At 34.9% G+C, this 14,784-nt stretch carries 16 protein-coding genes; 3 read left to right on the forward strand and 13 right to left on the reverse strand.

Annotated elements, in window-relative coordinates; all coding sequences use genetic code 11:
* Positions 1–2: 2 nt before the first annotated feature.
* The 5 genes from coxB to ACKPCA_RS17910 are packed head-to-tail and all read right to left on the reverse strand — an operon-like array spanning position 3 to position 4,287.
* Positions 3–953 (reverse strand): cytochrome c oxidase subunit II, encoded by a 951-nt coding sequence (gene coxB, locus ACKPCA_RS17890; protein WP_054722557.1) that lies wholly within the window; start codon positions 951–953, stop codon positions 3–5.
* A gap of 3 nt (positions 954–956) precedes the next feature.
* Entirely contained in the window at positions 957–1,244 is a 288-nt protein-coding gene (locus tag ACKPCA_RS17895; protein WP_321280288.1) for a cytochrome C oxidase subunit IV family protein, read from the reverse strand.
* A 10-nt stretch (positions 1,245–1,254) separates the two neighbouring features.
* Positions 1,255–1,872 carry a cytochrome c oxidase subunit 3 family protein gene (locus tag ACKPCA_RS17900; protein WP_321280289.1) on the reverse strand — a complete coding sequence of 206 codons (618 nt, stop codon included), beginning with the start codon at positions 1,870–1,872 and terminating at the stop codon, positions 1,255–1,257.
* Positions 1,865–3,475, reverse strand: coding sequence for a cytochrome c oxidase subunit I (locus tag ACKPCA_RS17905; protein WP_321280290.1), 1,611 nt, complete (start codon positions 3,473–3,475; stop codon positions 1,865–1,867). Before ACKPCA_RS17905 ends, ACKPCA_RS17900 begins: the two co-directional genes overlap by 8 nt.
* A 29-nt stretch (positions 3,476–3,504) precedes the next feature.
* Entirely contained in the window at positions 3,505–4,287 is a 783-nt protein-coding gene (locus ACKPCA_RS17910; protein WP_321280291.1) for an SCO family protein, read from the reverse strand.
* 225 nt (positions 4,288–4,512) lie between these two features.
* Here ACKPCA_RS17910 and ACKPCA_RS17915 point away from each other — a divergent pair, with 225 nt between their 5' ends.
* Together ACKPCA_RS17915 and ACKPCA_RS17920 are read left to right on the forward strand one after the other, a co-directional pair.
* Positions 4,513–4,947: a c-type cytochrome gene (locus ACKPCA_RS17915; RefSeq protein ID WP_321280292.1), complete on the forward strand. Its 435-nt coding sequence runs from the start codon at positions 4,513–4,515 to the stop codon at positions 4,945–4,947.
* Between the two features lie 107 nt (positions 4,948–5,054).
* A complete protein-coding gene (locus ACKPCA_RS17920; protein ID WP_321280293.1) occupies positions 5,055–5,609 on the forward strand; it encodes a hypothetical protein in 555 nt (184 codons plus the stop codon).
* Between the two features lie 82 nt (positions 5,610–5,691).
* Here the strand turns inward: ACKPCA_RS17920 and ACKPCA_RS17925 are convergent, their stop codons facing one another.
* The 5 genes from ACKPCA_RS17925 to rsfS all read right to left on the reverse strand — a co-directional run bounded on the left by ACKPCA_RS17925 (position 5,692) and on the right by rsfS (position 10,371).
* A complete protein-coding gene (locus ACKPCA_RS17925; protein ID WP_321280294.1) occupies positions 5,692–5,955 on the reverse strand; it encodes an SEC-C metal-binding domain-containing protein in 264 nt (87 codons plus the stop codon).
* A gap of 80 nt (positions 5,956–6,035) precedes the next feature.
* The gene (locus tag ACKPCA_RS17930; protein WP_321280295.1) at positions 6,036–6,812 is read right to left on the reverse strand and encodes an SDR family oxidoreductase; all 777 of its coding nucleotides are present in this window, start codon (positions 6,810–6,812) and stop codon (positions 6,036–6,038) included.
* An 85-nt stretch (positions 6,813–6,897) separates the two neighbouring features.
* Positions 6,898–7,722, reverse strand: a complete 825-nt coding sequence (locus ACKPCA_RS17935; protein ID WP_321280296.1) for a phosphatidate cytidylyltransferase — start codon at positions 7,720–7,722, stop codon at positions 6,898–6,900.
* Positions 7,723–7,946: 224 nt separating this feature from the next.
* The gene (ftsH, locus tag ACKPCA_RS17940; RefSeq protein WP_321280297.1) at positions 7,947–9,971 is read right to left on the reverse strand and encodes an ATP-dependent zinc metalloprotease FtsH; all 2,025 of its coding nucleotides are present in this window, start codon (positions 9,969–9,971) and stop codon (positions 7,947–7,949) included.
* 16 nt (positions 9,972–9,987) lie between these two features.
* Positions 9,988–10,371 (reverse strand): ribosome silencing factor, encoded by a 384-nt coding sequence (gene rsfS / locus ACKPCA_RS17945; protein ID WP_054713913.1) that lies wholly within the window; start codon positions 10,369–10,371, stop codon positions 9,988–9,990.
* Between the two features lie 214 nt (positions 10,372–10,585).
* Here rsfS and ACKPCA_RS17950 point away from each other — a divergent pair, with 214 nt between their 5' ends.
* The gene (locus ACKPCA_RS17950) at positions 10,586–11,335 is read left to right on the forward strand and encodes a biotin--[acetyl-CoA-carboxylase] ligase (RefSeq protein ID WP_321280298.1); all 750 of its coding nucleotides are present in this window, start codon (positions 10,586–10,588) and stop codon (positions 11,333–11,335) included.
* A 74-nt stretch (positions 11,336–11,409) separates the two neighbouring features.
* On the opposite strand, the gene ACKPCA_RS17955 is transcribed toward ACKPCA_RS17950, so the two are convergent.
* The 3 genes from ACKPCA_RS17955 to ACKPCA_RS17965 form a co-directional block, all read right to left on the reverse strand.
* Entirely contained in the window at positions 11,410–13,695 is a 2,286-nt protein-coding gene (locus ACKPCA_RS17955) for a TonB-dependent receptor (RefSeq protein ID WP_321280299.1), read from the reverse strand.
* Between the two features lie 109 nt (positions 13,696–13,804).
* Positions 13,805–14,131: a hypothetical protein gene (locus ACKPCA_RS17960; protein WP_321280300.1), complete on the reverse strand. Its 327-nt coding sequence runs from the start codon at positions 14,129–14,131 to the stop codon at positions 13,805–13,807.
* Between the two features lie 84 nt (positions 14,132–14,215).
* On the reverse strand, positions 14,216–14,713 hold the full coding sequence (locus tag ACKPCA_RS17965) for a hypothetical protein (protein WP_321280301.1): 498 nt from the start codon (positions 14,711–14,713) through the stop codon (positions 14,216–14,218).
* Positions 14,714–14,784 lie beyond the last annotated feature (71 nt).

A 14,784-nucleotide genomic window follows, 5' to 3' on the forward strand; every position in this document is an offset into this window, starting at 1 on the left:
TGTTACTTGTTCTCGCTTAAAGTTTTCATGAATTCAATAATTTCTCCAATGTCTTCCTCGGTAAGTTCGTTCTTATAGGATAGCATCAATCCTTTTTGATATCCATCTACGATATCATCATTTGGATTGTAGACAGAATTTAAAATATAGGCACTATCAACAACAACCTCTCTTTTTTGTTTACCTGTTTTCACAGTTTCTATCTTACCAAATAAACCTTTCCAAGTTGGACCAACCAGCTTCGATCCATCAATGGAATGGCATGCTAAACATCCATTTTTCTTCACAATGGAAAGTCCTAAGGCACCTGGTTTATCCGATATCAACTGTACAGTTTGAGTTGTATCGATATACCAAGAGTCGAATTTTTCCTGAGGCATAACAATTACGGATGTTTGCATGTAGGAATGTCGCAAGCCACAATATTCCGTACAGAACAAATCAAATTCGCCCTCTCTGCCTGGTATGAACCACATCATATGTTTTTGTCCTGGAACAACATCTTGTTTCAGTCGAAAGGCCGGAATGTAAACACTATGGAGTACATCCAATGCCACCAGATCAAGTTTAATGGCTCGATTGATGGGTACATATAAAGTATCGGTAGTTTTTCCATTTTTGTATTCAAATTGCCAATTCCACATTCTACCAATAGTTTTGATTTCAAAAGCATCATCAGGTACTTCTTTCATAGGTTTGTATCCTATCCATCCATAGTAGAACATTACCATAACCAAGGCAGTTGGTATAATTGTCCACAATATTTCTAAACTAACACTTCCATGAATTTGTTTGGCTTTTGGGTGTTTCGACTTGCGGTATCGAAAAACGAAGTATATCATTACAACAGTGATTCCAATAAGAAAGAATAAAATAATTCCTAAAATCACCACAAATGAGGTATCAACACCTTTAACAAAATTTGAAGCATCCGCTATTCCTTTCGAAAACATAAGCTATCGGTATAAGTAGTCCATGAATGTAATAACTATAACACAGGCAAGCAGCATAAACACACTTGCTACCATAATGCCGTAAAATTTTTTGTCGAATTTTAAATGCATAAAAATTAGCAGTACCAAAATTGATTTGAAACTTGCCAGGAGCAATGCAACTGTAACTGTATATGGTCCTAAATTTATTCCTGTTACTGCTACAGAAATAGATGTCATGGCCAACAGTGCTATTAATACAAATACATATGTTTTGTACTTAACGATGTGTGTATGTTGGTCTTTTTCCATAGTTGTTTATTTAGGTAATGAGATAAAATAATGGGAAAAGGAAAATCCAAATTAAATCGACAAGGTGCCAGTACAGACCGCTGTTCTCCAGTATGGCAAAATTATCGTGTTGTACTTCATTTTTAACAACCAAATGCATTACATAGCCAATAAATGCCATACCTATTACAATATGAAGCGCATGTAAGCCTGTCATGGCGTAATACAAGCCGAAAAATAGCAATTCACCTCTACTTGCTTCTTGTAAAGTCATACTTCCCGGATAAATACCATGTGAAATTTTACCACTCCACTCGAAGTATTTGTTTACCATAAAGGCCAGAGCCAGTAAAAGTGTGATTGTCATTAAAATCAGTGTAAGCCTTTTGTTTTTGTATTGAATTGCACTAATTGACATGGCAATGGTCATACTGCTCACCAATAGAATGGCTGTATTGATTGTTCCCAGAGTAGTATTTAACTCTTCGGCAGCCAAATGAAAAGCCAAAGGATTTAAGTATCGATATACCGAATAAACAATGAATAGTCCACCAAATAACAACAGTTCGGTGAAAATGAAAATCCACATACCTGTTTTAGCACCTTCATCGTCTCTATGCTCGTCTATGTGTACCTGATGATCATTCATATCCATAAGGGTGTTTAGTTACTGTAGGAATTTGTTCAAAATTTTCTAGGATAGGAGGACTTGCTACAGTCCATTCCAGAGTTTTGCCTTTCCATGGATCCGATTCGGCGGGTTTTCCATATTTGGCAGACCGTACAAGGTTGGTGATAATGATAATTAAACCTGATATCATCAGTAAAGCACCAAGTGATGATACAATGTTTGGACCGTGAAATTCTTCAACATAGTCGTAATATCTGCGAGGCATACCTGTCATACCCAAATAAAACATTGGTAGGTAAAGGGTATTAAATCCTGTAAAGAATATTGCCAAACCAATATTTGCCCAAGATTTATCGTACATTTTTCCAAACATTTTTGGATACCAGTAATGAATGGCTCCAAAGAAGGCATAACCTGTTCCTCCGAATACAATGAAGTGGAAGTGTGCAACAACAAAAGCAGTATCATGCAGGTAAACATTGGTTGATAATGCTCCTAATACCATTCCCGATAATCCACCAACCATAAAAACAAACAGAAAGCAAAGTGCCCACAAAAAAGGAGTTTGAATATCAATTGAAGCCTTATGCAAGGTGGCTACCCAATTAAAGATTTTAATAGCACTTGGTATGGCTACAAAGAATGTTAATATGGAGAATGTATACAAAGCTGTACCACTCATTCCTGAAGTAAACATGTGATGTCCCCATACAAAGTATCCTACAAATGCAATGGCAAGCGTAGATACTACAATGGCCTTGTATCCGAAAATGGTTTTACGGGCAAATGTTGGGATGATTTCTGAGATTATGCCCATTGCTGGTAGTATCATGATATAAACAGCTGGGTGAGAGTATATCCAGAATAGGTGCTGATAAAGGATCGGATCTCCACCTAATGCAGGATCGAAAAATCCAATGTGCATGGTTCTTTCCAATACAATCATTAAAAGGGTAACACCTACAATTGGAGTAGCCAATACTTGAATCCAAGCTGTACCGTAAAGTGCCCAAGGGAATAATGGCATTTTCATCCAGGTCATACCAGGAGCACGCATTCTGTGTACGGTTACGATAAAATTAATACCAGTTGCAATGGATGAAAAACCTAATACAAATGCGCCTGTAACTGCAGGTAGCATGTTGGTACCTGTTCTAAAACTATATGGAGCATAGAATGTCCAGCCAGTATCTGGTGGCCCATCTCCAATAAATTGAGCAGATAATGCAATGAATGCCCCAGCTATATAGATCCACCAGGAGAGAAGATTCAACTTAGGAAAAGCTACATCTTTTGCTCCAATCATTATTGGTAGGAAAAAGTTCCCGAAAACAGCAGGTAAACCTGGTACAACAATTAGAAAAATCATTGTAATGCCATGCAATGTAAAGAAACTATTATACGTTTGTGCATCCATAATGGTCTTGCCTGGAGCTATGAGCTCAATTTTCATTGCAAGCCCAAGTAATGCTGCTACACTAAACAATACTAACATGCTGTATAAATAGAGCAGACCAATTCGTTTGTGGTCCGTGGAGAAAATCCAGGCAAACAGCCCTTTGAATCTTCCTTTGTATTCAAGGTAACTCACCTCGGTGTGCTGATTTACGGTTTCTGACATATGTATTGGTATTTATCTGTAATCAGTAGTTAAACTTTCTTTTTTCGTGGTTTTTTAATCACCAGCAAGAGGAATATGATTAAACCCATGACCAATATAATTGTGCCGGTGATCTTTGTAATATTTAAAACATAGGCCTGTCCAACAGGATCATAAGAATAACAATACTGTAATATTTTATTAATGGTTGGCCCGGCTTGCCCTTTTGATGCCTCGAGCATGGCCAATTTAAATTCGAATGGAAGAAAGTAGGTTCCATTTAGATATCTGGTAATTTTCCCTTCCGGGCTAAGTACGATAACTGTAGCTGCATGCGTATAATCATTACCAGTTTTCTTATAGCGAAATCCCATACTTTGTGTCGCTTTTGCGATATTAATACTGTCAGCGGTAAAGAATTTCCAACCTTCTTCTGTGTTCTTTCCTTTAACCAATGATTTATAGTTATTTTTCTTTTTAATTGCCAAGTCAATGCTCTCATTAGGATCAAAGCTGATTGTTATGACTTGGTAATCTTTCGAAAGTTCTAAATCACTCTTTTCTATTACTTCGGCCAATCCATCCATTAAAGGACTGCAAATGCCAGGACATCTGAAGTAAACAAATATTAATGCAGTAGGTTTATCGATTTGTTTTTTCAAATTAACCAATTGTCCGGCTTCATTGGTTATCATTATATCCTCAGGGATATACTCGCCAAGATGTTCTATTATTCCTACTTCAAAGTCATAATACAATTCTTTAACATTTTGACTAATCGAAATAAAAGACTGAAGAAGAAAGGCAAGGCAAATAGCAAATTTTAACTTCATAGTTATTCCTCCAAATTTTAAGGTTAAGGAGAGAAAATGGGCAATAATCCAATAAAATTATTCTCGTCCGGTTAAGTGGTTCTATATAAATATATAAAATAATTTTGTGGTTTTTTATGCTTAACTATCTTTTTTTACGACACTTAGCTATTTATATGGTAGTTTTATTTTGATAATATCACTTGTGTTGATTATTTTTATTAGGTCTAAACAAGAATCTGAAGCATGAAATTAATAAACCTAATATTTGTCTTTTTCTCATTCTTTCTAGTATCTGCTTGTGGAGGATCTGATAAAAAAAAGACTATAAGTACAGATAAAAAAATAACATTATCGGAAAAGGATTTAGAGCAAGGTGCGGTTTTATTTCGAGCGAAGTGTATGAATTGTCATATGCAGTCGGGGAAAGGAATTGAAAAATTTTATCCACCTTTGGCAGGCTCTGATTATTTAAGAGATAATTTAGAAGATGCCATTCATATGGTGAAGTTTGGAAGTAATAAACCCATTAAAGTAAATGGAGTTAAATACAATGGTCTTATGCCGGCATCGGGATTAACCGATGAGGAGCTGGTTTTGGTATTCAACTTTGTACTTAACTCTTGGGGGAATGATTATGGTAGTGTTACCCTTGATCAGGTTAAGGCAATAAAGCGTTAAAGTTGAAAATGTTTTTATTTGGAAATATTGTCAATGATATTGATTTTAATTAAATTTAACGGAATATTTAAAATGTAATATAAAATCACTTGTGAAAATACTTACTTATGAAGAACATTTTTTTTATCATAGTTGCATGTTGTTTTACTAGCTTGGTAAATGCACAACAAAAAATAATTTGTTTGCACCCAATTTTAGGAGATACCATTGATTTAACAGAGAAGAATACCTATTTATTATTCCCAGAAATTGACAATAAGGGTTTTCAATCTGGACAAGTGAAAATGAATGGAGATCAATATTATTTTGAGTATACTCTTAATGATAAAATGAATAATGACAAGGTCAGTATTGAGAAATTAAAAGAATATCACACCAATGTCGAAAAGTTATTGGCATATCACTTATACATGAAAAACTCAAAGGCCAAAAAGAATGAATCGATTGTAACGAGAGATGCTCAAGAAGAATTACAAATGCATTTCAATGCAAAATATGATGACGTATCTTTTAGGAGGAAACTAAAAAAAGATGCTATGCGATACCAGGAGTTGAAGAAACAAGCGGAATTGAAGGGATACTCGGGAGTAGATAAAGAAAATTACATTAAAACTAGTGGAGTATTGATATTTGATGTATCAAAAAAGAAAAATAAGGAGTAGAATTTTGTTCCTTACATATAATGTAAAAAAGTCATTCGATGTTCCCGAATGACTTTTTTGTATTTTGGTAAAGACTTATGATTTAACCAACAGAGGTTCTTACTCTAAAATGTTCTTTTCTAAGTTTTTTTACCGATAAGATTTTAATTTCTTCTTCTCCTGTTTTTTCATTTATCTTTCGAACCGCAAGTTTGCTTCTTTTTTGATGATCAGGATAATGGCAAGACTTGTATTTTTTGCCACTATCGCAGTAACATTTTTCATTGCGTTCCATTTTTACGTAGTAAAATTCTTCCTCATTAGTTGAGTTGAAGAAGTTTAAAATGTTGTCGAGTAAATTCTTCATTGTACAAGAGTTTTAGGATTACATTTTGGGTTCTATTAAGTTAATGTATATCCTAATTGGAAACAAATGAAATTATAAATTTATCCGTGTACGCTTAGTATTTGTCCACCATCAACGCTAATGGTTTGGCCTGAGATGTATCCCGAAGCAGGAGAAAGAAGCCATGCAGCCAATTGTCCTAAATCATCAGGATCTCCCATTCTTTTCATACGTATTCCTGATGCAATTTTGTTTTTGGCTTCCTGCACCGTGATATTTTCCTGTTCAGCTTTTTTGTCCAATAAACGATTGATGGCTGGAGTTTCATGATAACCAGGTCCAATAATATTTAAGGTAACTCTCGAATCAGCAATTTCTTGAGATAAGGTTTTTACAAATCCTACTACTGCAAGTCTTAAAGATGTGCTTAGAACCAAATTATCAATAGGTTGTTTTACTGACGAACTTTCAAGGAATACCACTCTTCCATACGATTCTTTAATCATTAATGGTACCAGAGCTTGGGTAAGTTCTACTTTCCAACGCAATAGCTGATGGTAGGCATTATCCCAATCTTCAATTTTCGTTTCTAAGGTTTTCATTGCCGGTGGACCACCGGCATTAACAAATACACCAGAAAGTTTCCTGTTATCAATTTTATCGAGTAAAAGTTGAATGTTTTCCGACACAGTAATATCTGCGCAAAAACTTTCAATTGAGTTAGGATAAGCTTTCTCTAATTCGATAAGTTTATTTCTGCCACGTGCTATTGCAATTACCTTGGCTCCATCTTGAACTAAGTATTTTAATACAGCAGCACCAAAACCAGAAGTTGCACCACAGACTACAAAAAGTTGATCTTTAATATTCAAATCCATATAGAAATTATTTTAGTTTGAATTTCTACTAAAAATAACTTTTTCTTTTTGGATTTTATTCTTGAGTTTTAATATTAGGAGTTTTTTAACGGAAGAACTCGTTGATGATTTGAAGAAAAACGAAAATCATTGGTGAAACAAGTAATAGTGCGTCAAATCGATCTAACAATCCACCATGACCAGGTATTAAGCTTCCTGAATCTTTAATGTTGATGCTTCTTTTTAATAAGGATTCTACCAAGTCCCCCATTGAACCGAACACCACAACAATTGCACCGGTAATAATCCATTGTACGGAAGTTAATTCCTTTGAATATAGAGAAATTAAGTATGCAATGATAAGTGTAATTACAGCACCTCCAATACTTCCTTCCCATGATTTTTTAGGAGAAATTCTTTCGAATAAACGGTGTTTGCCAAAATTCACTCCAACCAAATATGCTCCAGTATCATTTGCCCAAATTAAAACGAAAATACCCATTAAAATCTCCCAATGAAATTCATTATTCCCAAAAGGGAACACCATGAAATTCAAAAGAGAAAATGGCAAAGCTACATAAAGCAATCCCATAAATGTATAGGCAATATTTCCAAACGGATTTTCTTTTTTGCGGTACATTTCAAATATTGGGATAAGTACCAATAAAGGAATAAATAATGCAAATAATGAAGAGCTGTTGAAATAGGTATAAGCAAAGCATGAAGTGAACAAGAGTGCCGCACCAATTAATCCTGTAGCAATCTGTGGAACGCAATTGTTTTTTTGAATGAGTTTGTAAAATTCAAAGCTAGATAGAATTGTTATGCCCATAAATACTGCAAAAAATGCAATGGGATGAATAACTATTCCTGCTATTAGTACAATTACGAATATTGCTCCAAAGAATGTTCTTGTTAAAAAGTTCCCCACGTGAAATGAATTAATAGTTCCTTTGATGCAAGCATCAATTTGTTCCGTTAGTTTTCAGCCCTCAAAAGTAGTATTTTTTCACGACTTATTTGAGCTTAGATTTTCTGATATGAAGTTTTAACAGCACCTTGACTAAAGTTTGTCATTATATTTCTACGATGTGTCAAAAAGAAAAGCTGGAATACCATCGGTCATCCAGCTTTTAAATATTCTATTAATGCAGTTTAAACTGCTTTGCTTTCATTATCATTTTCAGTGGTTGGAGGAATTATTTTTTTTTCTTCTACCTCTGTTTCTTTGCCAAAATTTCTTTTTCCAAAAATTTCTTCAAGATCCTCACTAAAGATTACCTCACGTTCTAAAAGAAGTTCAGCCAATTTGTTGTGACCTTCTTCATTGTCACGAAGAACTTGCTTTGCTCTTTCATAGCTGCTTTCGATCAAAGTTTTTACTTCTTGATCAATTAACTCAGCTGTTTTCTCACTGTAAGGTTTTGAGAAAGAGTAATCAGATTGTCCTGAAGAATCATAGTAGCTTACATTACCCACCTTATCGCTCATACCAAAGATCGATACCATTGCAATTGCTTGTTTGGTTACTTTCTCCAAATCGTTTTGAGCTCCTGTTGATACCTTACCAAAAGTAATTTCTTCGGCAGCTCTACCTCCAAGGGTAGAACACATTTCGTCCAGCATTTGCTCTTTGGTAGTAATGCTTCTTTCCTCAGGAAGATACCAGGCTGCACCAAGTGCTTTACCACGAGGAACAATGGTAACTTTTACCAATGGATGTGCATGTTCAAGCAACCAAGAAATTGTTGCGTGACCAGCTTCGTGATAAGCAATTGTTTTTTTCTCTTCCACAGAAATTATCTTGTTTTTCTTTTCAAGACCTCCAATGATACGATCGATCGCATCAAGAAAATCTTGTTTTTCAATAATATCTTTTTTCTTTCTTGCCGCTATCAATGCAGATTCGTTACAAACATTGGCAATATCTGCACCTGAGAAACCAGGTGTTTGCTTTGCAAGAAATTCCTGATCAATGTTTGGATCAAGTTTTAGTGGTTTTAAGTGAACATTAAAGATTTCTCTTCTCTCATTTAAATCAGGCAATTCAACATGAATCTGACGATCGAAACGACCAGCACGCATTAATGCGCGGTCAAGAATGTCAGCACGGTTGGTTGCGGCTAAAATGATAACCCCTGAATTGGTATCGAAACCATCCATTTCGGTCAATAACTGGTTCAAGGTATTCTCACGTTCATCGTTAGATCCCATATTTGGGTTTTTACCACGAGCACGACCAATGGCATCAATCTCATCAATAAATACAATACAAGGTGCTTTTTCTTTAGCTTGCTTGAACAAATCTCGTACACGGCTTGCACCAACACCTACAAACATCTCAACAAAATCGGAACCTGACATGCTGAAGAAAGGCACATTTGCTTCACCTGCAACAGCTTTAGCCAATAAGGTTTTACCAGTTCCCGGAGGTCCTACAAGTAATGCACCCTTAGGAATTTTACCCCCTAGTTTTGTGTATCGTTGTGGATGCTTAAGGAATTCCACAATTTCTTCAACTTCTTGTTTAGCTTCGGCAAGACCTGCAACATCATTAAAATTAACATTGATATTTGATTCTTTGTCGAACACTTTAGCTTTCGATTTACCAACATTAAAGATGTTACCACCTCCGCCACCGCCACCGGCACCACGGCTCATTCTACGGAATACATAAAACCAGATCCCTATAATTAAAGCAAAAGGCAATATCCAACCAATAAAATTGCCAAAATAGTCTTCGTGAGTCGTATATTCAGGTTCAACCCTGTCGTATTCGGAAATTTTTTCCTGAGCTTTATTCAATTGCTCTGCAAACTGCTCAATGGAACCAATCGGGAATGTGTAATGAGGTCCCGCCTTAGAAGGAGCTTCAAAACTAGATTCAAAAAGATCAGGATATTTATCTAAGCTTTCTTCTCTTAGGTAAACGTTAACTTCTAAAAGGTTTCTGATTACAACAATTCGTTCAACATCTTGGTTGCGGATCATTTCATTTTTCACCTTTTGCCAACTGGTTTCTTTTGGACTCTTTCCCAATCCTACCAAATTAAATGCAATAAGGGCTACTGCGATTAAACCATAAATCCAATAAGCATTGAATTTAGGAGGTTTAATCATGTTGTTCCCATTTTTCCCTTTTGAAAAAGGAGATTTATTTTGATTATTATTTTCTGTCATTCTTAATAGTTAAAGGTTATTGATTAGGCTGAGCATCCTCAATTCTGGTTACCGGAGCATCTGCCCATAAACTTTCTAATTGGTAAAAATCTCTATATTCTTTTTGGAAAACATGAACTACAACATCTGCATAGTCTAAAAGGATCCATTGTGCATTTTGTAATCCTTCTTTTTTCCATACTTTTTCGTTAATTTCTTCTCTCACATAATCTTCAACGGAATCAGCTATACCTGTGACATGTGTGGAAGATGTTCCGTTGCAGATTATAAAATATTTACATACCGAGCTGTCGATATTTCTTAAATCTATTTTTACAATATCTTCTGCCTTCCTCTCTTGCAATCCTTCAATAATTGTCTCTACCAGCTCTTCTGATTTATACTCCTGCTTTTTTGTCATATTTTAATTTTACTTACAAAGATAATTTTTTTTTATTCTCAATAACTTCCTTTTCTACATTGCTTACCGAAAGTGTTATAATTTACCAATCTACAGTTTTGATAAGCTTAAAACGGTTATAATTGTTTAATCTTTCTTCTTATTTTTGTCGATCAGGAATATCTCAATTTTTAAAGATAGTAATTCCACAAATCATAAACCAACAAGCAATTACATGCAGCAAAGATTATTTACTCCCCAATTAATTGTACGCAAAAACGAAATAAATTCCACAAATAATTTTGCCTTGGAACTGATAAAATCCGCAAATCCTGCAGACGGAACTGTCGTTTTGACATTAAATCAGACAAAAGGCCGTGGACAGCAAACAAATTCTTGGGAAAGTGAAAGTGGCAAAAACCTTACCATTAGTATAATTTTCAGACCTGAATTTCTGCCAATTTCTCAGCAATTTAATATTTCGATGGTAATTTCTCTTGGTGTGTATGATTATTTGAAAGAATATTTGGGTGATGTATTTATTAAATGGCCAAATGATATTTATGTAGGAGATAAAAAAATTGCAGGAATCCTAATTGAGCACTCCATAATGGGGTCTGTATTGAGTACATCGATATGCGGGATTGGATTAAATATTAACCAAACCAAGTTTGTATCGGATGCCCCGAATCCGATTTCACTATCAAATTGTACAAATCAGGAGTATGATTTAGAGACAGAGCTTTCAAAGTTGTTGGAAAAAATTGAGAATAGATATTTTCAACTTAAGGATGGTGATAAAAAGCAGTTGGAAAGAGATTATTTGAATACTCTTTACTGGATGAATGAAACACATTCCTATAAGGATAAAAATGGTTTGTTTGAAGGGGAAATTATAGGAATTACAGAATGGGGACAATTGAGAATTGTAGCAGAAGGAGAGGAGAGAATCTATAATTTTAAAGAGGTTAGTTTTATTGAATAACTAAAAAGTTAGCTTCACAATCAAAATAAAAAACCTGACAGATATCTCTTATCTATCAGGTTTCTATATCTTATCTATAGATTAAATGATAATTTCACATTCACATTTCGTCCCGGATTGTAAAACCCTAATGGTTTAATACTCGATAAATGATCAGTATAAGTTTTGTCGAACAAATTGCTTACACCAGCCAATAGTTTTGCGTTACAACTTCCAAGTTTAAAAGAAGTTCCTGTTTGAATATTAAATAGGTGATAGGCTGCAGTTTTGGTTTCAAACTGAGCAGGATGGTTTTGATCCAAAGCATATTTCCATTCAAATTTTATAAAAGGATTCTTAAATTGTTTTTTGCCTTTGCCAAATAATTCGATGCTTGTGTTCAGTTTGTGCTGTGGTATAAATGGCAACCTTCCGTTATCATCTTGCTTACCAATTACCATTGAATAGTCGGAATGAACTTTTAAGTAATCTACAGGCACTACATTAATAGCGATTTCACCTCCATACAATTTCGCATCTTGTTGATCGTAAGCATAAACAAATCCATCTCCTTCAGGTGCAGGTTCGTCAGTTGGTGCAAGGTAAATAAAATCATAAACCTTATTGTAGAAAAGTGAAAAATCGATATTGTGATTACTTGTATGATAATGCAGACCCAAATCGGTTTCAAAACTTTTTTGAGCATCAAGGTAGGCATTTCCTTCCTCGAATCTGTTACCATGAAGACCATGTTGCGAAAGTTCAGCCAAATTTGGTACGCGGTATCCTGTAGCAAAGTTAGTTCGCATTAATAAGGATTCAGAAAGGTGAAATGTTGCGCCTAAGGAAGCATTCAGGTTATCAAACTTACGATTGATATGTACCATTTCTTCTTCATGTTCTCCTTCCTCTTCATGAAGCTCATTTTCGGGTTCTCCATGAGAATGTCCACCTGCTTCCTGTTCAGGAACGTAAAGAGATCTGTGATCATATCTAACTCCCAATTGAATATCGGCTTTTCCAAATTCCTTTTTCAGCAAAGAGAACAATGAAAAGTCATCAATTTTTGCATCAGGAATAATTCTATTCGGAGCTCCCTGATTTTTGTTTGATTGATGCATACCTTGAATTCCCATCAGAAACTCTGAGCTTTCTCCTGCTGGAAAATACAATTTACTGTCGTAGGTAAAAGTTTCTAAATCCATATCCACCAAACGGAAGTAGGTAGAATTAGGATTACCTTTTAATTGTCGGTTGTTGAATTGATAGGCAGCATTGACTTCCAGTTTGTAGTTTCCCAAAAATAATCGATTTCTTGACGAAACAAGATGCTGAGTTAAATCTTGAAACCAATAGTGATTTTTTCGGTTTCCTTCCCTTACTACCTCTATAGCCTCATCGTTTATCATACCCAACTTAGGCTGTAGATAGTCGTAATAAAGTTTAAAGCTGCCAAATTCTTTGATCAAACCTAATCCCAATTGTAAGCCTTCTGAATTGAAACGGGTATTTGGTGTAAAGTCACCCTTGCCATCTTTGTAATCGCGATGAGATTGTTTTGTTGCTCTTAGCATCCAAAACAAACTGTTCGAAGTTCCTTTTACACCAATATTGTGATTCCATCCACTAGATACAGAATGAAATTCAGAAGAAACATCTGCTTGAATTGAATTAGCTGGAGCCGGTTTTTCGCGAAGAATATTAATCACACCTCCCATTGCATCCGATCCGTAAAGTAACGAGGCAGGGCCTTTAATTACCTCAATATGATCGGCTCCTTGTTCATTAGCCAAGAACGGATGATCGGTTGAGAATTGGAAATTCTCTAATCGAACTCCATTATTCAGAAAAATGATGTTGTTTAAAGATAATCCTCTAATGACTGGTGTACTTACCGCCGGACTTCTTGAGATTATATCAACACCTGGTATGCTGGAAAGCTTTTCTCCAAGAGAAGGACTGACCAATTGTTCCAATTTCTCTTTTTTAAGAACTGAAATTTTAATTGAATTTTCATGCTGAGCCGAAGGAAAACCACCAGACACTACGATATCTTGTGTGGTTACTGAGGTAAACTCTAAATCAACATTGAGTTGAGTGTTTTCGGATTGAATGTTAATTGTTTTAATAATTGATTCGTATCCAACAAAAGAAAACTGAACCGTTAACTTCCCTTGGGGTAAGTGTTCCAATACATAAGTACCATCAGAATTGCTAACTGCTCCTTTTTGTAATTCAGGAACAAAAATACTTACTCCAGGCAGGGGAATGCCATCTTTTTGATCTTTAACGATTCCACTCACTTTGTTGTTGCTTAGCTCTACAGAAGAGAAAGCATAGAAAGGCAATAGTAATAATACTGCCAGAAAATATCTGATCATGATATAAAAAGAGTTTATTGATTTGGAAAAAATACATGTACAAATCAATAAGCGATATCCACATAGATTCACTTCACATGTATTAATTAAAACTTGTTTTTTAAGGCATTTATATTTCAAAAAACTCTGGAGGAGCACGCAAGCTAAAATCAAACCTTGGAGGAGTTTGAATTTTAATGGTTTGTTTTGCTTTGTGGGATATGAGTTCAATACTACTTATAGCAGGAATATGAACCATATCAGCAGAATCAAAATAGAAGTAGTCGAAATCTTGAATTGCACAAATATCAGTTACATCAGTAGTGTGATTTGTACAAGAATGACAATGATGTTCGTGATTAGGGAACACCATATGTTGGACTTTAATTACAATTGGCAATACAAATGCCAAAGCAAGCAAAAAACCAATAATTCTATTTTCTTTATTTAGATTCATTCAAACCAAAGCTATTTAAAAAATAGCAAGGCACAAAAAAAGCCGTTGAGTTTTTTCAACAGCTTTTCTTAATAGTTTTTGGAACTATTCCATATTCTGAAGTGCACTGAAAGGAATTTGTGTCAATCCCTCAGCCAATTGATTGATGCCTTTTTCCAACTTCTTTTTCAGCATCATTTTCATCATGGCATTTAATTCAGCATGCACTGTAAGTCGCACTCTAGTGTCGTAAGGTCCCTTATCAATTAATTGAATCCATAAATAAAATTCGAATGGGCTTCTTCCGTATCCAGTTAATTTTAAGGTTTTATTTTCTTCTTTTTCGACAAATTGTAATCCAGCTTCACCGAATCCTTTAATCACAAATGTACAGTTGTCTTCAGTTGCTTCCCAATGTTCGATGTGTTCTTTAATATTCATCTTCTTTTTGGTTTGAGCTTCAATTTGCTCTTGTATCTGAGGATTTGCTGCTGCCAATTCAAAAACTTTGGCAATTTTTCTAAAATCTGATAAGAAACCGTATACATCGCCTACCAGATGCGGAATCTTATGTACTTCACTTACAATTTTTGTTGTCGACATTAGTCTTCGTATTAAGAATACAAAAGAGGGTACTCCATGGGAATACTCTCTTTTCTAAAATTATTTTTTAA

Origin of the sequence: Marinifilum fragile (genome assembly GCF_963677365.1) — a bacterium.
Taxonomy (GTDB): domain Bacteria; phylum Bacteroidota; class Bacteroidia; order Bacteroidales; family Marinifilaceae; genus Marinifilum; species Marinifilum fragile.